The 23512-nt window shown below is 69.8% G+C and carries 13 protein-coding genes; 7 read left to right on the plus strand and 6 right to left on the minus strand.

Annotation, left to right across the window (positions count from 1 at the left end; all coding sequences use genetic code 11):
• Positions 1–73: 73 nt before the first annotated feature.
• Both gap and tkt read right to left on the minus strand, forming a co-directional pair.
• The gene (gene gap, locus AC2EBS_RS14985) at positions 74–1072 is read right to left on the minus strand and encodes a type I glyceraldehyde-3-phosphate dehydrogenase (protein WP_484729239.1); all 999 of its coding nucleotides are present in this window, start codon (positions 1070–1072) and stop codon (positions 74–76) included.
• 67 nt (positions 1073–1139) lie between these two features.
• Positions 1140–3191: a transketolase gene (gene tkt, locus AC2EBS_RS14990; protein WP_484729240.1), complete on the minus strand. Its 2052-nt coding sequence runs from the start codon at positions 3189–3191 to the stop codon at positions 1140–1142.
• Positions 3192–3327: 136 nt separating this feature from the next.
• Between tkt and AC2EBS_RS14995 the strand changes: the two genes are divergently transcribed.
• The 4 genes from AC2EBS_RS14995 (at position 3328) to murU (ending at position 8522) form a co-directional block, all read left to right on the plus strand.
• On the plus strand, positions 3328–3921 hold the full coding sequence (locus AC2EBS_RS14995; RefSeq protein ID WP_484729241.1) for a hemerythrin domain-containing protein: 594 nt from the start codon (positions 3328–3330) through the stop codon (positions 3919–3921).
• 143 nt (positions 3922–4064) lie between these two features.
• Positions 4065–5582, plus strand: a complete 1518-nt coding sequence (locus AC2EBS_RS15000) for an HD domain-containing phosphohydrolase (RefSeq protein WP_484729242.1) — start codon at positions 4065–4067, stop codon at positions 5580–5582.
• Positions 5575–7764 (plus strand): ATP-binding protein, encoded by a 2190-nt coding sequence (locus tag AC2EBS_RS15005; RefSeq protein ID WP_484729243.1) that lies wholly within the window; start codon positions 5575–5577, stop codon positions 7762–7764. Before AC2EBS_RS15000 ends, AC2EBS_RS15005 begins: the two co-directional genes overlap by 8 nt.
• 38 nt (positions 7765–7802) lie before the next feature.
• Positions 7803–8522, plus strand: coding sequence for an N-acetylmuramate alpha-1-phosphate uridylyltransferase MurU (murU, locus tag AC2EBS_RS15010; protein ID WP_484729244.1), 720 nt, complete (start codon positions 7803–7805; stop codon positions 8520–8522).
• Here the strand turns inward: murU and AC2EBS_RS15015 are convergent.
• The 3 genes from AC2EBS_RS15015 to AC2EBS_RS15025 form a co-directional block, all read right to left on the minus strand.
• Positions 8506–11643 carry a ligand-binding sensor domain-containing protein gene (locus AC2EBS_RS15015; RefSeq protein WP_484729245.1) on the minus strand — a complete coding sequence of 1046 codons (3138 nt, stop codon included), beginning with the start codon at positions 11641–11643 and terminating at the stop codon, positions 8506–8508. The two genes, murU and AC2EBS_RS15015, sit on opposite strands and share 17 nt — an antisense overlap.
• Positions 11644–11707: 64 nt before the next feature.
• Positions 11708–14881, minus strand: a complete 3174-nt coding sequence (locus AC2EBS_RS15020; RefSeq protein WP_484729246.1) for a two-component regulator propeller domain-containing protein — start codon at positions 14879–14881, stop codon at positions 11708–11710.
• Positions 14882–14945: 64 nt separating this feature from the next.
• Complete coding sequence (locus tag AC2EBS_RS15025) at positions 14946–15929, minus strand: potassium channel beta subunit family protein (RefSeq protein WP_484729247.1); 984 nt, start codon at positions 15927–15929, stop codon at positions 14946–14948.
• A 148-nt stretch (positions 15930–16077) separates the two neighbouring features.
• On the opposite strand from AC2EBS_RS15025, the gene AC2EBS_RS15030 reads away from it, so the two are divergent.
• Positions 16078–17841, plus strand: coding sequence for an alkaline phosphatase D family protein (locus tag AC2EBS_RS15030; RefSeq protein ID WP_484729248.1), 1764 nt, complete (start codon positions 16078–16080; stop codon positions 17839–17841).
• A 56-nt stretch (positions 17842–17897) separates the two neighbouring features.
• Here AC2EBS_RS15030 and AC2EBS_RS15035 read toward each other — a convergent pair whose 3' ends face one another.
• A complete protein-coding gene (locus AC2EBS_RS15035; protein ID WP_484729249.1) occupies positions 17898–20966 on the minus strand; it encodes a ligand-binding sensor domain-containing diguanylate cyclase in 3069 nt (1022 codons plus the stop codon).
• 95 nt (positions 20967–21061) lie between these two features.
• Between AC2EBS_RS15035 and AC2EBS_RS15040 the strand changes: the two genes are divergently transcribed.
• Together AC2EBS_RS15040 and AC2EBS_RS15045 are read left to right on the plus strand one after the other, a co-directional pair.
• Positions 21062–22318 carry an FAD-dependent monooxygenase gene (locus AC2EBS_RS15040; protein WP_484729250.1) on the plus strand — a complete coding sequence of 419 codons (1257 nt, stop codon included), beginning with the start codon at positions 21062–21064 and terminating at the stop codon, positions 22316–22318.
• Positions 22319–22525: 207 nt separating this feature from the next.
• The gene (locus AC2EBS_RS15045) at positions 22526–23512 is read left to right on the plus strand and encodes an ABC transporter substrate-binding protein (protein ID WP_484729251.1); all 987 of its coding nucleotides are present in this window, start codon (positions 22526–22528) and stop codon (positions 23510–23512) included.

Raw genomic sequence — 23512 nt, forward strand, 5'->3', positions numbered from 1 at the left:
ACCGAGCAGCGGACAAGCAAAGAAAAGGGGCCCTCGCAGGGCCCCTTCGATGCACAGCGCGAGCGCAGCGTGCTTACTTGGCGACGACGCGCACCATCTCCAGCACCTTGTTGGAGTAGCCCCACTCGTTGTCGTACCAGGACACCAGCTTGACGAAGGTGCCGTCCAGCGCGATGCCGGCGTCGGCGTCGAAGATCGAGGTGCGGGCATCGCCGCGGAAGTCGGTGGCGACCACCTTGTCCTCGGTGTAGCCGAGCACGCCCTTCATCGCGCCCTCAGACTGCGCCTTCATCTCGGCGCAGATCTCGGCGTAGGTGGCAGGGCTGTTCAGCTCGACGGTCAGGTCGACCACCGAGACGTCGGAGGTCGGCACGCGGAAGCTCATGCCGGTCAGCTTCTTGTTCAGCTCGGGGATCACCACGCCCACGGCCTTGGCGGCGCCGGTGCTGCTGGGGATGATGTTCTCCAGGATGCCACGGCCACCGCGCCAGTCCTTGTTGGACGGGCCGTCGACGGTCTTCTGCGTCGCGGTGGCGGCGTGCACCGTGGTCATCAGGCCGCGCTTGATGCCCCACTTGTCATTCAGCACCTTGGCCACCGGGGCCAGGCAGTTGGTGGTGCACGAAGCGTTGGAGATGATGGCCTGGCCGGCGTAGGTCTTGTCGTTGACGCCAAAGACGAACATCGGCGTGTCGTCCTTGGACGGCGCCGACATGATGACCTTCTTGGCACCGGCGGCCAGGTGCTTCTCGCCGCCCGCCTTGTCCAGGAACAGGCCAGTGGCCTCGACGACGATGTCGGCGCCGACTTCGTTCCACTTCAGCGCGGCGGGGTCGCGCTCGGCGGTCAGGCGGATCTTCTTGCCGTTGACGACCAGGGTGTTGCCCTCGACCGAGACTTCGCCGTCGAAGCGGCCGTGCACGCTGTCGTACTTCAGCATGTAGGCCAGGTAGTCGGGCTCGAGCAGGTCGTTGATGCCGACCACCTCGATGTCCTTGAAGTTCTTGATGGCAGCGCGGAACACCATGCGGCCGATGCGGCCGAAGCCGTTGATACCGATCTTGATCGTCATGTCAGTCTCCTGAAGAAAAACCTGAAAAACCAAAAACAAAAGGGGTGCTGCGAGGCACCCCTTCGGATCACTTCCGAGCGCCCTTCAGACGCGCGGCGCCGACCGCCACCTTGACCGTATCGGCCACGTTCTCGGCGGTGAAGCCGAAGTGCTTGAACAGCACGCCGGCCGGGGCCGATTCGCCATAGCTGTCGATGCCGACCACGGCGGCGCAGCCGTACTTCCACCAGAAGTCGCTGACGCCGGCCTCGACGGCCACGCGCGGCAGACCGGCCGGCAGCACGCTCTGCTTGTACTTGGCGTCCTGGCGGTCGAAGACATTGGTGCTGGGCATCGAGACCACGCGCGCGGCGATGCCGTCCTTGGCCAGCAGTGCCTGCGCGTTCAGCGCCAGTTGCACCTCGGAGCCGGTGGCGATGATCACCACCTGGGCCCTCTTCTTCAGGCCCACCTCGCTGGGCTCGGCCAGCACATAGGCGCCCTTGGCGATCTCGTCCACCGCGACCTTGGGCGCATAGGGCAGGTTCTGGCGCGACAGCGCCAGCACGCTGGGACGCGTGGCGTTGCCGATGGCCATGGTCCAGGCGACCACGGTCTCGGCGGTGTCAGCCGGACGCCAGACATCCAGGCCCGGGATCAGACGCAGGCTGGAGACATGCTCGATCGACTGGTGCGTCGGGCCGTCCTCGCCCAGGCCGATGGAGTCGTGCGTGAACACATGGATCACGCGCTGCTTCATCAGCGCGGCCATGCGGATGGCGTTGCGGCTGTAGTCGCTGAAGGTCAGGAAGGTACCGCCGTAGGGGATGTAGCCGCCATGCAGCGCGATGCCGTTCATGATCGCGGCCATGCCGAACTCGCGCACGCCGTAGTTGATGTGGCGGCCGCCGTTGCTGCTGCCGTCGGCTTCGATGCGGAAGGCCGGCGTGCTCTTGGTGTTGGTCAGGTTCGAGCCGGTCAGGTCGGCCGAGCCGCCGAGCAGCTCGGGCAGTGCCGCAGTGAAGTGCTCCAGCGCCAGCTGGCTGGCCTTGCGGCTGGCCACGGTCTCGGCCTTGGTGTGGGCGGCGATCACGGCGTCCACCGCAGTCTGCGCGAAGTTGGCGGGCAGCACACCGGCCATGCGGCGCTGGAACTCGGCAGCCAGCTCGGGATGGGCGGCGGCATAGGCCTCGAAGCGCTCGTCCCAGCTCTTTTCGGCAGCGGCGCCGGCAGCCTTGGCGTCCCAGTCGGCATAGACCTCGGCGGGGATCACGAAGGGCTCGTGGGTCCAGCCGATCGCTTCACGGGTGAGCTTGATCTCCTCGGCGCCCAGCGGCTCGCCGTGGGCCTTGGCGGTGTTGGCGCGGTTGGGCGAGCCCTTGCCGATATGCGTCTTGGCGATGATCAGCGTGGGCTTCTCGCTGCTCTTCTTCGCGTCGGCGATGGCCTGCGCCACGGCCTCGACATCGTGGCCGTCCACCGAGCCGATCACGTTCCAGCCATAGGCCTGGAAGCGCTGCGCGGTGTTGTCGATGAACCAGGGCGCGACCTGGCCGTCGATGGAGATGCCGTTGTCGTCGTAGATCGCGATCAGCTTGTTGAGCTTCCAGGCACCGGCCAGCGCGCAGGCCTCGTGGCTGATGCCTTCCATCAGGCAGCCGTCGCCCAGGAACACATAGGTGTGGTGGTCGACGATGGCATGGCCGTCGCGGTTGAATTCCTTGGCCAGCATCTTCTCGGCCAGCGCCAGGCCCACCGCATTGGTGATGCCCTGGCCCAGCGGACCGGTGGTGGTCTCCACGCCCGGGGTGATGCCCACCTCGGGATGGCCCGGCGTCTTGCTGTGCAGCTGACGGAAGTTCTTCAGCTCCTGCATCGACAGCTCGTAGCCGCTGAGGTGCAGCAGCGCGTAGATCAGCATCGAGCCGTGGCCGTTGGACAGCACGAAGCGGTCGCGGTCGGCCCACTGCGGATTGGCCGGGTTGTGCTTGAGGTGGCTGCCCCACAGCGCGACGGCGATGTCGGCCATGCCCATGGGGGCGCCAGGGTGTCCCGAATTGGCCTGCTGCACGGCGTCCATGGCCAGTGCGCGAATGGCGTTGGCCATCTGGGTGGTGTTGCGAGCAGCGGTATCAGCCATGGTGGATGCGATGCAGAGTTGCGGGGAAAACCCTGGATTTTACTTGCGCAACGATCTGGTCCCAGCTTGACTCAAGGCAAGACCCCGGCGCGCCACTCTGTCACGCTTGCGGCAAAGAATTCCGGAGACTTCTGCGATGAACACGACCCCGCTGACCCTGCGCATCATCCGCGACGAACACAGCGCCTTGGCGGCGATGCTGCGCTCCATCCCGCTGCTGCTGGCCGAGCACCGCCGCCACGGCACGCTGCCCGACTTCGCTGCGCTGCGCGCGATGATCTTCTACGTCGACGAGTTCCCCGAGCGCCTGCACCACCCCAAGGAAAGCGAGCTGCTCTTTCCCAAGCTGCGCGCCCGCGCGCCCGAACTGCGCGACACGCTGGACAAGCTGGACCACGACCACGACCGTGGCGAGAACGCGATCCGCGAGCTCGAGCACAGCCTGCTGGCCTTCGAGATGCTCGGCGAACCGCGGCGCGAGCGCTTCGAGCGTCAGGTCGAGCGCTACATCGCGTCCTATCTGCAGCACATGGAACTCGAAGAGCGCGAGATTCTTCCCGCCGCCATACGCATGCTCAGCGCCGAGGACTGGGCCGAGTTGGACGAGGCCTTCGCGGCGAACCGCGATCCACTGACCGGCCATGCGCCGGACGAGGCCTACCAAGGCCTGTTCCAGCGCATCCTCAACCTGCTGCCCGCCCCGCTGGGCCTGGGCAGCGCCAAGGCCTGAGTCACTGCCGCGAGGCGGCGACAGCTGTGACGAAATTCGCGCGGCCTCCGAATCATTTTTATCTAGTTGAGCTCGTTTTTATCATTTGATGCACACTCAGGTCCAAGCCCGAAAGCGACGGCGCTGCCGTTCGGGAGGACCTCATGGAAACGACGCCAAGCCCACTGCCCGAGCCCACGCTGCTCTTCGTCGATGACGAGCCTTCGATCCTGAGCTCGCTGCGGCGCCTGTGCCGCCCGCAGGGCTACCGCGTGCTGATTGCCGAGAGCGGCGCCGCTGCGCTGGAGATCCTCGAGCGCGAGCCGGTGGACCTGATCGTCTCGGACATGCGCATGCCGCAGATGGACGGCGCGCAGCTGCTGGCCATCGTGCGCGAACGCTGGCCCGAGGTGGTGCGGCTGCTGCTGACAGGCTATGCGGACATCAACTCGACCATCGCCGCGATCAACCAGGGCGAGATCCACCGCTACATCGCCAAACCCTGGGACGATCAGGAGCTGCTGCTCAGCCTGAGCGATAGCCTCAAGCGCCAGCAGCTGGAGCGCGAGAACCGCCGCTTCGCCGCACTGATCCAGTCGCAGAACGAACAGCTGCAGAGCGCCAACGAGATGCTCCAGCAGCTCAACGATGAACTCGAGGCCAGCAACACCCAGCTGGCGAACAGCAACGAAGAACTTGACCGCAGGGTCAAGGAGCGCACCGCCGAGCTGGAAGAGAGCAACCTCAAGCTCGCCGACGCCAACACCCGCATGGCTGCTGCCAACCAGCGGCTGCAGGAGGCCAACGCGCTGCTCGAGGAGAACTTCGCCACCTCGATCGCTGTCTTCTCCGCGCTGCTGGAGCTGCGCGACGGCAGCGTTTCCGGCCACGGGCATCGCGTCGCCGCGCTCGCCCAGCGCATTGCCGAGCAGATGGGCATGGGCCCCGCCGAGGTGCTGGACATCTACAACGCGGGCCTGCTCCACGAGATCGGCAAGATCGGCCTGCCCGACGCGCTGATGAACAAGACCGTCTCGCTGATGACAGGTGCCGAGTTCGAGCGCTACAAGCGTCATCCGGTGCAGGCCCAGGCAGCACTGATGCCGCTGGGCCGGCTGCGTCAGACCGCTTTGATCATCCGCTCGCAGCACGAGCGCATCGATGGCCACGGCTTCCCGGACGGCCTGAGCGGCTACGAGGTACCGCTGGGCTCACAGATCATCAACATCGCCAGCACCTTCGAGTCGCTGATCTCCGGCCGTCTTGCGCAGAAGGAGTACTCCACCCAGGAGGCGGCAAGCCTGATCGCCGAAGGCGCGGCGCAGCGCTATGCACCGGATCTCTGGGAAGCCTTCAACGCGGTGCTGCGCGAGTTGATGAAGGAAGCCGAAGCGGACATCGAGGTCGACAGCAGCGGACTGCGCTCCGGCATGGTGCTGTCGCGCGCGCTGCTGAGCCCGCAGGGCAACGTGCTGCTTCCGGCCGGCTTCAAGTTCACCGCACAGCTGGTGCGGCAGGTGCAGGAGCTCGAGGCCCGCGACGGGCTCAGGCTGAGCTACTTCGTCAAGCAGGACAAGGACGCCCGTCCGATTCCGGCGACGCCCGGCAAGAGCCCCTTGCCGCCGTCAGGCGCTCAGCGCAGCGGGCCAGGTGCGGCAGGCGTGGCGGTGCAGCATGCTTGAGTTCCACAGCACGCCCGCACCCATGCCGCAGGCCGGCCTGACGGGAAGCGCCGGACTGCGCCCGGCCGGCGGGACGACGCGGACATTGAGCCGCGAGTTCTGCTCGTCGCTCGAGGCGGTGAGCGCCCCGGTCCTGGTGCACGCCGGAGACGAAACGCTGTTCGCAAACTCCGCCATGCAGCGCCTGCTCGGCTACAGCCTCGATCAGCTGCAGGCCATGCCTCACTACGCATGGGCGACGGCCGAGTTCATCGCGCCGCTCCAGCACTACGGACGTCGCTGCCTCAGCGAAGCCGAGCAGTTGCCCTCGCTGGAGTGCGATGCGCTGACAGCCAGCGGCGCGGTCCGCCACCTCGACATCAATGCCCGCCAGCTCTGCTGCGCAGACGGCACGCTGGCGGTGATCACCTGCCAGGACCTGAGCGACATGCGCCACGTGCAGAACAGCCTGCTCGAGATGGGCCGCGTGATGCACCAGATCATCGAGACCGATCCGGTGCCGACCTTCGTGATCGACGCCGAGCACCGCGTGACGCACTGGAACGCCGCCTGCGCGCGGCTGACCGGCGTACCCGCCACCGAACTGCTGGGCAGCCACGAGCCCTGGCGCGCCTTCGACACCGCGCCGCGGCCGGTGCTGGCCGATCTGGTGGTGGACGGCCGGGTGGAGGCCGAAGGCGTACAGCGCTATGGCAGCGCGCTGCGCTCCAACCTGCTGCTGCCCGATACCTGGGAATGCGAAACCTTCTTCCCCCAGCTGGGCGGCCAGGCCCGCTGGGTGTACTTCACCGCGACGCCGCTTCGTGACATCGAGGGGCGCGTGGTTGGTGCGATAGAGACCCTGCAGGATGTCACAGCGCGACAAATGGCGGAAGAGCAGCTGCGCCGCAGCCAGGCCGAGCTGGAGAACATCGTCGCGCAGCGCACTGCCGAACTGCTGCTGAGCAACCACGAGCTCGACGCCTTTCTGGAGAACGCCTCGGTGGGCATCATCGCCACGCGAGGCAGCGCGATCTCGCGCAGCAACAAGAAGTTCGCCGAGATCTTCGAGCTCGACAATCCGCTCGGCGGCAGCCTGGATGCCCGACGCTTCTTCCCCAGCGAAGAGGACTTCCGCGAGCTCAGCCGCCTGATGCGCAAGACCCTGGCCGAGGGCCGCCCGCTGACGCATGAGATGCGGCTGCGCACCGAGCGCGGCACGCCGATCTGGGTGCAGATGATCGCCTACACCACCAACCCCGAGGACCCGCAGGCCTCGGTCTGGTGGCTGCTGCAGGACCGCACCGAGGTGATGCGCGCGCAGGAAGAGCTGGTGCTGAACTACCGCAACATCCAGGAGACCAACCGGCGTCTCGAGGAAGCGCAGAACCAGCTGCTGCAGTCCGAGAAGATGGCCTCGATCGGCCAGCTCGCCGCCGGCGTGGCGCACGAGATCAACAACCCGATCGGCTTCGTCAACTCCAACCTCGGCTCGCTGCGCCGCTATGTCGAAGCGCTGCTCGCGCTGGTTGCCGCCTACGGCCGCCACCGCGACGAGCTGGCCGAAGATGCCGAGCTCGCCCGGCTCGAGAAGGCGGCCGACCTCGACTACCTGGCCGAGGACCTGCCCGCGCTGCTGCAGGAGAGCGAAGAAGGCCTGTCGCGGGTGAAGAAGATCGTGCAGGACCTCAAGGACTTCTCGCGCGTGGATTCGGCCGACTGGCAGGACGCCGACATCAATGCCGGCATCGAATCCACGCTGAACGTGGTGATGAACGAGGTCAAGTACCGCGCCGACATCGAGCGCCACTACGGCACGCTGCCGCCGGTGCGCTGCCTGGCCGGCCAGCTCAACCAGGTGTTCATGAACCTGATCGTCAATGCCGCGCATGCGATGGAAGGCAAGCGCGGCCTGATCACGCTGAGCAGCGGCGTCGAGGCGCGCGGTGGCATCGAGGGCGTGTGGATCGAGGTGGCCGACAACGGCAAGGGCATGCCCCCGGAAGTGCAGCGGCGCATCTTCGAGCCCTTCTTCACCACCAAGCCGGTGGGTCAGGGCACCGGCCTGGGGCTGTCGCTGTCCTTCTCCATCGTGCAGAAGCATGGCGGCGCGATCCAGGTGAAATCCACACCGGGTGAGGGCACGCGCTTTCGCGTCTGGGTTCCAGTGGCCGGACCGAACGCACTGCCCGCTGCGGCCTGAGACGGCAAGGCGAACGGCAGCCCCTACACTGCCGGCCCATGCGAGCCATCATCCTCGCGGCCGGGCGCGGCGAGCGCCTGCGGCCGCTGACCGACCACCGCCCCAAGCCCTTGATCGAGGTGCAGGGCAAGCCGCTGATCGTCTGGCACATCGAGGCGCTGGCCCGGGCCGGCGTGCGCGACATCGTCGTCAACACCGCCTGGCTGGAGGAGCAGTTCCCCGCAACGCTGGGCGAAGGCTCGGCTTACGGCGTGCGCCTGCACTACAGCTTCGAGGGCCGCGATTGCGGCGGCGCGCTGGAGACTGCCGGTGGCATCGCCCGCGCGCTGCCGCTGCTGTGCGCCGATGGCGACGCGCATTTCTGGGTCGTCTCGGGCGATGTGTTCGTGCCCGGCTTCGAGTTCGACATGGATGCCGCCCGGCGCTTCGCGCAGGGCCTGCTGCTCGCGCAGCTGTGGATGGTGGACAACCCTCCGCACCACCCGGACGGCGACTTCGGCATCAGCGCCGAAGGCCTGGCACTGCTGGACGCGCCGCAGCGCTACACCTGGTCCTGCATCGGCCTGTACCGGCGCGAGTTCTTCGCCGGCGTGCCAGCCGGACAGGCGGCACGCCTGCGCCCCCACCTGGAAGCGGCGATCACGCAGCAGCGCCTGGGCGCCGTGCACTACCGTGGCGCATGGACCGACGTCGGCACGGTCGAGCGCCTGGCCGCGCTGAATGCAGCACGGCCGGCCGCGCTCATGCCACGCGCCTGATCACCTCCAGCTCGCCGCTGGCCAGCCAGTCGCTCTGCGGTCGCGCCGCCTGCGCACGCAGGGCGGCCGCATCCTGCTGGGGCGCGGCATGCACGCCCACCCAGGTGTTGCGCCCGGCGGCCTTGGCGGCATAGAGCGCCGCATCGGCCAGGCCCAGCGAGATGCGCCAGTCCAGCAGCCCCGGCTGCGCCGGCTGCAGCGGGAAGGGGGCAAAGCCCAGCGAGCAGCTCATCGCCACCGTGCTGCCATCGGCAAGCAGGAAGCGTCGCTCGCCCACCGCGCGGCGCGCGCGCTCGGCCAGCTCCGCCGCATGGCTGCGCGAGGTCTCGCGCGCGACGATGAGGAACTCCTCGCCACCCCAGCGCAAGAGGTAGTCGCTCTCGCGGAACACCTGGGCCAGGCGGTCGTGCATCTGCTGCAGCACCGCGTCGCCGGCCGCATGGCCGCGGCTGTCGTTGAGCGACTTGAAGTGGTCGAGGTCGAGCAGGAAGAACACCAGGTCGCCGTCGTCGACCGCGGCGCGTCCCTGGCGGCGCGCGCCCTCGTGCCGCCGCAGCGACAGCGCGACGTCCTGCTCGATATGGCGGTCGAGGAAGCGGCGGTTGCGCAGGCCGGTCAGCGGATCGCTGAGGCTGGCCTCCTCCAGCTCCTGGCTCTTGCGGCGCAGCTCGGCCGACACGGCCTCCAGCGCCTCGGTGCGCTCGCGCACGCGCGCCTCGAGCTCGCGCTGCCGGCGCGCCAGCCATCGCGTGCGCAGCTGCACCACGCCGAGCATCAGCAGCGTCGCAGCCAGCACCAGCAGCACGGTGCCCCACCAGGTCTGCCACCAGGCCGGCAGCACGCGCACCGGCAGGGTCAGCTCCTTGTCGCTCCAGACGCCGGCGCGATTGCTGCCACGCACGCGCAGCAGATAGTCACCCGGCGCCAGATCCTCGTAGCTGGCGACACGGTAGGCGGCATCGGCCTCCAGCCAGTCCTTGTCGCGCCCGTCCAGCCGGTAGCGGTAGCGCACGCTGCGCGGACTGCTGAAGTCCAGCGCCGCGAATTCCGCGCTGAAGCTGCGCTGTCCGGGCTGCAGCGTGAGCGGCTCGTCGGCCGCACCGCGTGCGACGCGCTCGCCGGCGACACGCAGCTCGGTCAAGGTCAGCGGCGGCGCATAGGTCCAGGGCTTGAAATGCTCGGGCTGCACCACCAGCAGCCCGGTACTGCCGCCGAAAAGCAGGCGCCCGTCGTCCAGCGGGGCATAGGAACGGAACCAGCCGGTGCCGATGTCGCTGCCGTCGGCGGGCGTCAGCGCGTAGTGGCTGCCCGCGGCGACGTCGAACACGCCGCGCTGGCTCCACACCCGACCATGCGCGTCGGCCAGCAGATTGGCGCCGAAGCTCTGGCCGCCAAAGCCGTGACGCTCGGCGACCGGCTCGAAGTCCAGCTGCGCGGCGCGCCAGTCCGGCGCGCGGAAGAGGCCGGCGTTGGTGTCTATCCACAGACTGCCCTTGCCGTCGAGCAGCAGGCCCAGCACCGAGGATCGCGTGCTCGCCCCGTCGCCGCGCACCGCGACCTCGGCCAGCGACTCGCTGCCGGGCGCCAGGCGCAGCAGGCCGAACTCGGTGCCCGCCCACAGCGCACCGTCCGGCGTGAGCAGCAGCGTGTGGATGTTGCCGCCCAGCGCCCGACCGCCGGCCAGCCCGATGCGCAGCAGCTTGCCCGAGGGATCGCGACGGAACAGCCCGTCCTCGGTGCCTATCCACAGGCTGCCGTCCTCGGCAGGAAGCAGCCGGCGTATGCGTCCTTTGCCCACCGCTTCCGAGCCGAGCAGCTGCCGCTCGGTGGAAAAGCGCAGAAGCTTCGCATTGGCGCCCACCCAGACCTGCTCGCTGCGCAGGTCCTGCGCGATTGCTCCGACCAGGCCGCCCGGGAATCCGCCGCGGCCGGGCGCGATGACGGCGCGCGCCTGCAGCTCGCGGTCCAGCACCGCGATGCCATGTTCGTTCAGCCCCAGCCAGACCTCGCCGCTGCCGCGCAGCTGCGCGACGCTGCGTACATCGGCTTCCAGCGGCTCGGCGCCGGCGCGCTCGATCAGGCGCAGCACGCTCAGGCCGCTCTCGGTGGCGTTGTAGCGCTGCAGGCCGCCGCCGAAGCTGCCCAGCCAGACCCAGCCGGCCTGGTCGCGCAGCATGGTGGCGATGCTGTTGCCGGCCAGGCCCCAGGGCTTGCGCAGGTCGCGGCGCAGCAGCTGCAGCAGGCGGCCGTCGGCCAGCTGGCGCCGCTCGACGCCATCGGTGCGGCCGAGCCAGAGTTCGCCGTCATCGAGCTGCACCATCGCGTAATAGGCGCCATGACGCCCCCCCTCGGGGCGCTGCAGCCACTGCCCCCGCTCGCTACGCGGGTCCAGGCGCAGCAGCGCGCCGCTGCGCGTGCCGACCCAGAGCTGCCCGTCGCTGGTCTCGCCCAGCAGCGTGATGACCTCGCTGCCCAGCCCCTCGCCGGCCGCGGAGGCGTCCAGCGCAATGGCCCGGCAGCGCTGTGCCTCGCGCGGGCACAGGGCCAGGCCGCCCCAGGTGCCCACCCAGAGGTCGCCACGCCGGTCCACCCACAGGGCCTGCACCCTTTCGTCGGGCAGTCCGTCGCTGACGTGGCGCTCGGCGAAGCTGTTGCTGGCCGGGTCGTAGCGTCGCAGGCCGGCGCCCAGCGTGCCTATCCACACCTGGCCGGCACCGTCCTCCGCCAGCGCGCGCACCGTGGCGCCGGCCAGGCGCGCCGGGTCGCCCGCATCGCTGCCGAAGAAGGTCCAGCGCTCGGTCGCGGGCTCGTAGCGCGCCAGCCCCGCGCTGTCGCTGCCCAGCCAGATGGCGCCGTCGCGCGCGGTCAGCAGGCTGCGCACGAAATTCGTGCCCTTGCGCGTGCTGCCGCTGGCGCGGATGTCGTAGCTGCGCAGCTGGTAGCCGTCGTAGCGCAGCAGGCCGGCGCTGGTGCCTATCCACAGCAGGCCGCGCGGGTCCTGCGCCAGGGCGGTGACGATGCCGTCGGGGATCTGGCTGGCGTCGCCGATGCTCTCGAAGCGGGGCTCGGCTCGGGTCGCGCTGCTGGCAGCCAGCGGGCACAACAGCGCCAGGGCTGCCAAGCCACCGGCCAGGACGGACCGCGGTCGAGCCGCGAGAGTAGGGAACCAGCGCATGGTCGTGATGCTAGGGCCTGGCGGGGATGTTGCCAGCGGCGTCAGAACTTCGCACCACCGTCAGCCGCCCTTCCTCGAGCCAGGCGGCAGCGCTGCCGCGCCGCTCGGCGAGGGCGGCGACATCCGCCTGTCCGGCATCGAGCACCCCCACCCAGGCATCGCGACCGGAACGCTTGGCCTGGTAGAGCGCGGCATCGGCGAGGTCCACCGTGGCAGCCCAGTCCGGCCCCCACTGCGTCGACAGCGGGAAGCAGGCGAAGCCCAGCGAACAGCTGACTGCCAGCGGCCGGCCATCGTCGAGCCGGAACGGCTCGCCGGCCACGCGCTGGCGCACCCGCTCGGCCAGCTCGGCCGCGTGCCGGCGCGAGGTACCGCGCGCGACGATGAGGAACTCCTCGCCGCCCCAGCGAACCAGCCAGTCGCTCTCGCGGAACACCGGCTCCAGCCGGGCGCGCATCTGTTGCAGCACGGCGTCGCCGGCCGCGTGCCCTTGCTCGTCGTTGATGCGCTTGAAACGGTCGATGTCGATCAGGAAGAACAGCAGATCGGCATCCTCGGGGACCGGCTGCCCGGCCTGCTGCGCATTGGCATGGCGGCGCAGCGCCAAAGCCACATCGGTCTCGATATGCTGGGTCAGGAAGCGGCGGTTGCGCAGACCGGTGAGCGGATCGGTCAGGCTGGCTTCCCGCAGCGCCCGTGTGGCGGCTTCCAGTTCGGCGGTGCGCTCGCGCACGCGCTGCTCCAGCAGCGCCTGGCGGCGGCGCAGCACCACGGTGCGCAGATGCACCACGCCAGCCACCGCAGCCAGCGTCGCCGCCAGTGCCAGCAGCCGCAGCCACCACTGCTGCCACCAGGCCGCCTTCACCAGCACCGGGATCGCCAGCTCGTGGCTGCTCCAGGCGCCGCTGCGGTTGGTCGCGCGCACCTGCAGCGTGTAGCGACCCGGCGGCAGGTTGCCATAGCCCGCGATGCGCACATTGGCCGAGGTGCTGATCCAGTCATCCTCGTAGCCCTGCAGCCGGTAGGCGTAGCTGCTGCGCAGCGGCGCACTGAAGTCCAGCGCTGCGAACTCGATCGCGAAGCGACGCTCACCGGCCTGCAGAACCAGCCCCTGTCTGAGCTCGCCAAGGCCGCGCAGCTGCCCGTCCACGCGCAGCTCCGAGACCACCAGCGGCGGCGCGTAGCTCCAGGGCTGGTAGCGCTGCGGGTCGACCACCAGCAGGCCCTTGCTGCCGCCGAACAACATGCGGCCGTCGCGCAGCTGCGCATAGGAACGGAACCAGCCAGTGCCGATGTCCGCGCCGTCGGCCGGCGTCAGTTCGTCGATCTTGCCGGTGGCGGGGTCATACACATACTGCTGCGTCCAGATGCGGCCTTGCGGGTCCTCGAGCAGGTTGGCGCCGAAGGCGCGCCCGCTCAGGCGCTGCGCGACGATCTCGAACGCGGCCTCGCTGCCGTCCCAGCTGCTCATGCGGCGCAGCCCGTCCGCGGTGTCCACCCAGAGACGACCGCGCCGATCGAGCAGCAGGCCCAGCACCGAGGGATGGCCGAGGCCCGCCCCCGCGCGCTCGCGCACGCGCTGCAGCTGCCCGGCCCCCGGCGGCAGGCGCAGCAGCCCCTGCTCGGTGCCTATCCACAAGCCGCCGTCGGCAGCCGGCACCAGGGCGTTGACATCGCCGCTGAGGCGCTGGCCGTCCTCCAGGACCATGCGCTCCAGCTGCCCCTGCGCATAGCGGTACAAGCCGTCCTGCGTGCCGATCCAGAGCTCGCCGCTCGCACCGGCGAGCATGCGGCGCACCCGTCCGCCCGTCAGGCTCAGACGCTGCAGCACCCGACGCTGGCGGTCCAGCTCGTAGACCTCGGCATCGGCCCCGACCCACAGACGGCCATCGCGGGTCTGGGCCATGCCGCCGATGCGCCGCCCGGCGAAGCCGCCCTGGCCGGGGCGCAATGTGCCCATCAGGCGCAGCTGCTCGTCGAACACCGCCAGCCCGCGCTCGCTGGTACCGACCCAGATCTCGCCACTGTCCAGCTGCAGCAGGCTGCGCGTGCTGGCGTCGTCGAAGGCGCTTCCGGGCGCAAGGTCCGGGCCGCGCACCCAGATGCCGGTGTCCACCGGGTTGTGGCGCTGCAGGCCGCCGCCGTAGCTGCCGACCCAGATCCAACCGGCGCGATCGCGCAGCAGCGCGCGCACCTCGTTGCTGCCCAGCCCGCCAGCCGGGTCGCCCCGCGCATGCTGGATGCGTCGCATCAGCTGACCTTCGGCATCGCGATGCTCGATGCCACTGCCGCGTGCGACCCAGAGCTGGCGCTGATCCAGTTCGGCGAAGCCATGCACGCTGCCGAGTCCGTCCTGGGGCCGGGTGAACACGCGCTCATCGCTGCCATCGCCGGACAGCTGCACCAACGTGCCCTGCTGCGAGCCGGCCCAGATGCGGCCATCGCTCGCTTCGTGGATCGCGGTGACGATCTGCCCGGCCAGCGCCGGCGCCACCGTCTCGAAACGGCTGCCGTCGCGGGGACGTCGCTGCAGCCCCGCCCAGCTGCCCACCCAGAGCGTGCCTTTGCGGTCGATCAGCAGAGTCTGGATGCGGTCGTCGGCCAGACCCAGCGCTGCGTCCGCCTTGCGGTAATGGCTGAAGCGGCCGCTGCGCACGTCCAGGCGGTCCAGGCCGCGACCGATGGTGCCGATCCAGATGGCGCCATCGGCATCCTCGGCCAGCCCACGCACCGTACCGGGCGAGATGCCGTCGGGCTGCGCCGGGTCGCTTCGATAGGCGGTCGCCTCCTCGCTGCGCGGATCCAGCCGCACCAGGCCGTCGGATTCGGTGCCCACCCACAGCCGGCCGTCGCGGGCCACCATCATCACGCGCACGAAGCCCAGGCTGCCACCGTTGCGCCCCTCACGCTCCAGACGGAATGGCCGGAAGGTGTAGCCATCGTGCCGCACCAGGCCCGCGCCAGTACCTATCCACAGCAGGCCCTGCTGATCCTGGGCCAGGGCCGAGACCACGCTCTGCGGCACGGTGCTGGAGTCGCCGACCGTTTCGAAGCGCGGCTGCGCCAGCAAAGGCGCACCGGCCGCCGCTGTCGCGGCGACAGCCGGCAGCTGACACAGCAGCAGCATCAGGCCAAGCAGCAGCGAACGACGTAGCAGCAGGTACAGCAAATGGAGCGAGCGCATCGGGCGTGATGCTAGCCGGTCGGCACGACCCGGCTCCTGGAGAAAAGCGGTCCGCTGCGCCGCCTCACTCCGCCAGCGGCTGACAGATCGCGTCGATGCGCGCCATCAACTCGGGCGTGAGCTTGGGCGCCAGCGCCAGCGCGCCCAGGTTGTCCTGCAGCTGGGCCAGCTTGCTGGCGCCGAGGATCACGGTCGACACGCGCGGGTTCTTGTTGATCCACGCGATCGCCAGCTGCGCCAGCGTGCCGCCCAGCTCGGCGGCGATAGGCTCCAGCTGCGCGACCGCGGCATTGCGCGCCGGGTCGGTGAGCTGATCGCGCATCCAGGCCAGGTTGTCCATCGCGCCGCGGCTGCCCGCGGGGATGCCGTGGCGGTACTTGCCGGTCAGCAGGCCCGAGGCCAGCGGGCTCCAGGTGGTCAGGCCCAGGCCGATGTCCTCGTAAAGCCGCGCGTACTCCTGCTCGACGCGCTTGCGATGGAACAGGTGGTACTGCGGCTGCTCCATCACCGGCTTGTGCAGGTGGTGGCGCTCGGCGATGTTCCAGGCCGCGCGGATCTCGTCGGCGCTCCATTCGCTGGTGCCCCAGTACAGCGCCTTGCCCTGGCGGATGATGTCGCTCATCGCCCACACCGTCTCCTCGATCGGCGTGTGCGGATCGGGGCGGTGGCAGTAGATCAGGTCCACATGGTCGAGCTGCAGGCGCTTGAGCGAGCCGTCGATCGCCTGCATCAGGTATTTGCGGTTCAGCGTGTTCTGGAAGTTGACGGTGCAGGCCGGCTCGCGATCGATGCCCCAGAAGAACTTGGTCGAGACGATGTAGCGGTGACGCGGCCAGCTCAAGCGTTTGAAGGCCTCGCCCATCACCTGCTCGCTCTTGCCCAGCGCATAGACCTCGGCGTTGTCGAAGAAGTTCACGCCGGCATCGAAGGCGGCAGCCAGCATCTCGGCGGCGGCGGCGACATCGACCTGGTTGGCATAGGTGATCCACGAGCCCAGCGAGAGCTCGGACACCTGCAGGCCGCTGCGGCCCAGACGACGGTATTGCATGGGGTCTCCAGTGCTTGTGTGCGTGTTTGCGGAAGTGGCGGCAAGCGTAGCCCAGCGGCATGGCCCCTGTCAGCCGCAGGGGCGGCAGACCATGCGACTGCCGTGCGCTTGTCGTATCGCTGTCATCTGTGACGCCGAGACTGCGCGCATGAGCACCACACCCGATACCCCCAGCAAGCCCGTCCACAACCTGATCGCCGAAGCGGCCGCCACGCACGATGCCGGCCGGCGCGGCTTCGTCCGCGGCGCCGTCGCGCTGACCACGCTGGGCGGCAGCGGCGCGCTGCTGTCCGGCTGCGGCGGCAGCGACTCGCTGCAGGCCAGCTTCCCCCAAGGCGTGGCCAGCGGCGATCCGCTGGCCGACCGCGTGATCCTGTGGACCCGCGTGCTGGTGCAGGACGGTCTGGACAGCGCCGACGTGACGGTGAGCTGGGAAGTCGCCAGCGACGCCAACTTCACCAGCATCGCCGCACGCGGCAGCGCGGTGGCCAAGGCGTCCAGCGACTTCACCGTCAAGGTCGACGCCAGCGGGCTGCAGGCGGGCACGCGCTACTGGTACCGCTTCGCCGTCGGCGACACACGCTCAGCCGTCGGCCGCACCAAGACCTTGCCGACCGGCAGCGTCGCGCAGGTGAAGCTGGCGGTGTTCTCCTGCTCGAACTATCCGGCCGGCTATTTCCATGCCTATGCCGAAGCCGCCAAGCGCGAGGACCTGGACGCGGTGCTGCACCTGGGCGACTACATCTACGAATACGGACGCGACGGCTACGCCAGCAGCAAGGCCGCCAGCCTGGGCCGCGAGGTGCAGCCTGCGACCGAAATCGTCGCGCTGGCCGACTACCGCCGCCGCTATGCGCAGTACCGCAGCGACGCGAACCTGCAGGCCCTGCATGCGGCCGCGCCGATGATCGCGGTCTGGGACGACCACGAGTTCACCAACGACGCCTACATGAACGGCGCCGACAACCACCAAAGCGCCAGCGAAGGCGACTGGGGCGCGCGCAAGGCCGCCGCGATGCAGGCCTACCATGAATGGATGCCGATCCGCACCGGCTCAAGCCGCGAGCAGATCTACCGCAGCTTCGACTTCGGCAGCCTGGTCTCGCTGCACATGCTGGACACGCGCATCGTCGGCCGCGACAAGCAGCTCGACTATGCAAACTACATGACGGCCAACGGCTTCAATGCGAGCGCCTTCGCCGCCGACATGGCCAGCACCAGCCGCCAGCTGCTGGGCGCCACGCAGACCGCCTGGCTGCAGCGCCAGCTGGCCGCCTCCAGCGCGACCTGGCAGCTGCTCGGCCAGCAGGTGCTGATGGCGCGCATGAACATCCCCGCACCCATCCTCTTCGAGGCCAACAATCCGGGCAGCGGCGTCAGCGTCTCGACCTACGCAGCTATCGTCGCCAAGGCGCAGACCGCGCCGGCCACGCTGACCGCCACCGAGAAGGCCGTCCTCGCCCAGCCCGCGATTCCCTACAACCTCGACGCCTGGGACGGCTACGCGATGGCGCGCGAGACCGTGCTGGCCAGCGCGCGCCAGCTCGACAAGAACCTGGTCGTGCTCGCCGGCGACACGCACAACGCCTGGGCCAGCGAGCTGCAGGACTACGCGGGCAACCCGGTCGGTGTGGAATTCGGCACCAGCTCGGTCAGCTCGCCGGGCTTCGAGGAATACCTGCCCAAGGAGAACCCGGCCGTGCTGGCCGGCGCGCTGACCCAGCTGATCAAGACGCTGAAGTACTGCGACACCTCGCGCCGCGGCTATCTGCTGATCACCGCCACGCCCGCCGAATGCCGCGCCGACTTCGTCTTCACCAGCAGCGTGCTCGAGCGCACGTACACCGCGACGACCGGTGCCAGCTGGAAGGTGCTGCCCGGCGCCGGCCAGCGCAAGCTGCTCAGCGCCTGAGCCGGCGCGCCCTGTCGCATCGAGGCACTGGCGCTGGTCCCGGGACGAGCGCCGGTTCAGCCGTCCGAGCGGACCAGCTCAAGCTCGCCGGTCGCCAACCATTCCTGCGCCGACGGTCTGTGCGCCAGGGCGGCCTGGGCCTGCAGCACGCCCGTCCAGGCATTGCGACCGCGCGCCTTCGCGTCATAGAGCGCGGCATCGGCCAGATTGATGGTCTCGTCCCAGCCCAGCGCGAACGGCTGGGACGGGATCAAGGGAAAGGCCGCAAAGCCGGTGGAGCAGCGCACCGACAGGGTCTGTCCGCCGGGCAGCCGGAAGGGCGCATCGGCCACTGCCTGGCGCACACGCTCGCTGATCTCCGCTGCATGGCGCCTGTCGCTGCCGCGTGCCACGACCAGAAACTCCTCGCCACCCCAGCGGATCAGGTAGTCGCCATCGCGAAAGACCGGCTTCAGGCGCTCGCCCATCTGGCGTATCACCTCGTCTCCCGCCGCGTGCCCATGGCGGTCATTGATGGCCTTGAAGTGGTCGACATCGATCAGGAAGAAGAGCAGATCGGCATCCACGGGTGCCGGCTGCTGTGCTGACCACCCCTGATACCTGCGCTGGCAGATCGAGACGTCGGCGGCAATTTGCTGCGCCAGGAAGCGCCGGTTGCGCAGCCCGGTCAGCGGGTCGCTGAGGCTGGCCTCCTCCAGCGCCGCGGTCCGCTCGCGCACCTTGTGCTCCAGCACCAGCTGATGCTGGCGCAACTGGCGGGTGCGCAGCTGCACCAGCCCCAGCAGGGCGGCCGCTGTCAGCAGTGCCGCCAGGGCTCGCGCCCACCAGCGCTGCCACCAGGCCGGCAGCACCTCCACCGGTATGTGGAGTTCGTGAGGGCTCCACAGGCCGCTGCGGTTGCTGCCCCGCAGCTTCAGCAGATAGCGGCCGGGCGGCAGGTTGCCGTAGCTGACCACGCGAAAGTCCGCGCCGGTCGTGATCCAGTCGCTGTCATAGCCTTCGAGACGATAGGCATAGCGCAGCCTCGCGGGCTCGCTGAAGTCCAGCGTCGCGAACTCCAGACTGAAGCCGCGCTGCCCCGGCTCCAGACGCAAGCCCTGGCGCAGGTCTCCGGCAAGGCGCGGCTGGCCATCGATGCGAAGCTCGGACACCACCACCGGCGGCTGATCGGCGGAAGGCCGAAACAGCTCCGGCCTGACCACCAGCAGGCCGCGACTGCCGCCGAAGAACATGCGCCCATCGGGATGCTGGCCGAAGGACTGAAACCAGCCCGTGCCGAAGTTCACACCATCGGCAGGACGAAGCGCATCCAGCCGGTCGGACGCCGGGTCGTACACATACATATGCGTCCAGATGCGCCCCTGGCCATCCTCCATCAGATTGGCACCGAAGGGTCGGCCGATCTCGCCATGGCGTTCGCTGATCCGCGCAAAGCGCAGCTCCGGCGCCTTCCAGTCCTGCGCCAGATGCAGTCCCGTGACGGCGGTGTCCACCCACAGGCGACCCGCGCGGTCGAAGAGGATGCCCAGCACCACGGGATTGCCCAGGCCCGCATCTGGCGCCGTGCGCACCAGCTCCAGCGTCTGCCCATCGCTGCCCAGACGGTAGAGCCCCGGCATCGCGCCGAACCACATGCTGCCGTCCGGCGCCTGGGTGATCGCATGCATTTCACCCGACAGCGCCCGCCCATCGGCAAGCCGCAGGCGCTCGACGCGGTCCGCACCCGGCCGCAGGCGGTAGAGCCCGTCCTCTGTGCCGATCCAGACCGTGCCCTCCCGGGACACCACCAGGCGACGCGTCATGCCGCCGCCGTGGACCAGGCTGCGCAGCAGCTGGCGCCGTGGGCTGTACTGCAGCAGCTCCGCGCCGGCACCAATCCAGACCGTGCCATCCCGCGCCTCGGCCATCGCCCAGGCCTGGGGCTGGCCCTTGCCCCGCCTTGGCCGCACCTCCAGACCTCCCTGGTAGCGCAATTGCGCGTCCAGCGCCAGGATGCCGCCCTGCTCGGATGCCAGCCAGACCTCGCCATTGCGCAGCGGCAGCACCTGCCGCACATCCAGACTTTCCTTGCCTGAGCGAGCCGGCTCGCCTGGCAGCTCCACCGCAATCGCTTTGTTGCCCGGGTTGTGCCGCTGCAGGCCCAGACCGAAGCCACTGACCCACAACCAGCCTGCGCGATCCAGCAGCAGCTGGGTCACCTGTCGGGAGCGCAAGGCGCCATCGCGCCCGGGCTCGGGTCGCACCTTGTGCAGCAGCCGGCCGTCCTGGCTGTCGATCAGGTCGATGCCGGATGAACGGCCCACCCAGATCTGCCCGTCGGGCAGTTCGGCGATGCTGCTCACCGCTTCGGCGCTGGCAATCTGCGTGTCCGCAGCCGTGCCCAGCATGCGGGCCTCGCCCGAGCGAAGGTCATGGACCACCAGATCGCCATGCTGCGTGCCGATCCAGAGCCGGCCGTCGCGGCCCAGATGCAGCGCGGTGATGCGGCGACCGGCGAGCAATTCCTGCAGCACCGGCTGCGGCGCTGCAGCCCCGGCATCGAGTCGCAGCAGCCCCTGCCAGCTGCCGATCCACAGCCGCCCCTGCTGGTCGACCAGCAGCGACTCGACGCGCGGGTCCGGCAGGCCGAGATCCCGCCAGCTTCGATGCTGAGGGTCGTAGCGGCGCAGCGCACCGCCTATGCTGCCGATCCAGATGCCGCCTTGCCGGTCCTGGGCCAGCGCACGTATCGTTGGCTGGGGCTGATGGATCGCCCGAGGCTCGAGCAGCTCTATCCGGCCCGTGCTGGGCTCATACACCGCCAGGCCACGGGTCTCGGTGCCGATCCACAGCCGGCCATCGGGCGCCGCCAGCATGGCCCGGATCCAGCCCAGGTTGCGCTCGGCCGCAGGCAGGTCGACCAATGACTGGGCGCGGAAGCTGTAGCCGTCGTAGCGCACCAGACCGTCACCGGTGGCGATCCACAGAAAGCCGGCGCGGTCCTGGGCCATCGATGGCACGACGCCACGCGGAATCACGTCCGCACCCACCGACTCGAAATGCGGCTCCGCGCCGAACGCGCCCCGCACCAGCAGCAGCCCCAGCAGCACCCGTGACGCCACCCTCGCCCATCGACTCCATTGCATGCGAGGCATGGTAACGCGCCAACTGCACCGATCATGGATGAGCTGGCTATAGTGCTGTGCACCCGGTGAACCTCCGGCCTGGCAGTACCCACCCGATGTCCGACGCAAGACCTGACCCTCTTCTCCCGCCCGACCCCCTGACCCCGCCGCTGCGCCTGGCCGTGGTCGGCGCCGGCCCGGCCGGCCTGGCGCTGGCGCTGCTGGCCGCACAGCGGCTGCCGCAGGCGCAGGTCAGCCTGTTCGACGCGCGGCCGCTGGAGCGCGACATCTCCGGCGACCCGCGCACGCTGGCGCTCAGCCTGGGCAGCGTGCAGCTGCTGCAGCGCCTGGCCTGCTGGCCGGCCGCTCAGGCCGAACCCATCCTGCAGGTGCATGTCAGCCAGGCGCCGCCGACGCTGAACCATGAGTTCTTCGGCAGCGCCGGCCAGCCCGAGGTTCGCATCAGCGCCGCCGAGCAGGGCGTGGCCCTGCTCGGCGCGGTGCTCGCCTACGGCCAGCTGGTCGCGCCGCTGCAGGCCGCCTGGCTGCAGCGCGCTGCGGCCGAGCCGAAGCGGCTGACCAGCCGCTTCGGCACGCCGGTCGCCGACATCAAGCGCCTGGCCGGCGGCGTCGAGATCGACGCGGGCATCGTCGAGTCCTTCGATCTGGCGGTGATCGCCGAAGGTGGTGTCTTTGCCGAGCAGGCACGCAAGGGCCTCGCCCATGACTACCGGCAGAACGCCTGGGTGGGCACGGTGACGCTGTCGCCCGACTGCCCGCCGGGCATGGCCTTCGAGCGCTTCACGCGCAACGGCCCGCTGGCGCTGCTGCCGCTGCCCCCACTCCCGACGCAGCAGCCCGGCGAGCGCCGCGCCGCGCTGGTCTGGTGCATGCCGCAGGACGAGGACGACATCGCCTCGCTCAGCGACGCGCAGCGCATTGCGGTGATCCAGCACCTGCTGCCCGCCGCAGCCGGCACGCTGCTGGGCATCTCGCCGCTGAAATGCTTCCCGCTGGGGCTGAACGCCGAACGCACGCTGGTCGAAGGCCGCAGCATCCGCATCGGCAATGCCGCGCAGACCCTGCACCCGGTGGCCGGACAGGGCCTGAACCTGGGCTTGCGCGATGCCTATGCGCTGGTCGATGCGCTGCGCCGCCGTCCCACCGACATCGATGCCGCCTTGCGCAGCGTCGAATGGCAGCGCGCCCCGGACCGCTGGAGCACCATCGTCGCCACCGACTTCCTCGCGCGCAGCTTCGCCTGGCGCTGGCCGGGGCTGCCGCTGGCGCGCGGCCTGGGCCTGGCGGCGCTGCAGGCGCTGCCGCCGCTGAAGAAGGCGCTGGCGCGGCAGATGATGTTCGGGCGGCGCTAGGCGGGCGCAGCGCAGGCGCCCCGACCGGACGTGCAGGGACTCGGCGTGACAAACTGCCGCCCCAGCTGTCGCTAACAGGCCATTTCCGCGCCAGGAGCCACCCTCCGAGGACAAGCCCCTGCAGGAAGTCGGGTTATAAAGCCGGCGGAGGTCCGGCCTTCCGAGAACGCCGCAGCTGCAGCGGCGCCGAGGCCGGTGTCCCGGACGATGACTGACACCCCCCTTTGCCGCCCTGACGTCGACAGCAGGCGCCGGCGCCTGCTTGGCGCGGCCGCCGGCGCTGTGACCCTGCTCGCTGCCTGCACGGCGCCGCTGCCGCGGCTGCGCGTGGGCAGCATCGTCTTTCCGGGCTACGAGCTGCTGTTCCTGGCTCGCGAGCTGGGCCTGCTCGACGAGTCGCAGCTGCGGCTGGTCGAGATGCACTCCAACACCGACACCATGCGCGCTCTGGCCACCGGCAGACTGGAGGCCGCCGCGCTGACGCTGGACGAGGCGATGTCGCAGCGCGCCGACGGCGTGGATCTGCGCGTGCTGGCGGTGCTGGACATCTCGGCTGGCGCCGATGTGGTGCTGTCGCGCCATCCGCTGCCCAGCCTGGCCGAGCTGGCCGGCAAGCGCATCGGCGTGGAGGACGACGCTTCCGGCGCGGTGATGCTGGGCGCCTTGCTGGACGCTGCAGGTCTGAGCCCGGGCATGGTGGTCAAAGTCCCCATCACGCTGGATGGCAGCGTCGAGGCCTACCGCAGCGGCGAGGTGGATGCCGTCGTCACCGCCGAGCCCTGGGCCGCCCAACTCGAGGCCGAGGGTGCGGTGCGCCTCTTCGACAGCCGCGCCATCCCCGAGCGCATCGTCGATGTGCTGACCGCGCGCGCCGACGTGTTGCAGTCGCAGCACAGCGCGCTGCGGCAGCTCGTCGCCGGCCACTTCACCGCCTTGCAGCTGCTGCGCGAACAGCCCGAGCGTGCGGTCCGGCTGATGGCGCCACGCCTGCAGCTGCCGCCGGAGGCGGTGCTGCCCAGCTTCCGCGGCTTGCAGCTGCCCGATGCGGCGCAGAATCGCCGCCTGCTCGACCCGGCCGGCGGCGCCTTCGCGCAGTCGGTGCAGCGACTGCAGCAGCAGATGCTGGGCCAGGGGCTGCTGCGGCGCAGCGTCGCGCTGGCCGAGCTGTTCGACGCCAGCTTCCTGCCGGGCTAG

Source organism: Roseateles sp. T103 (assembly GCF_057219915.1).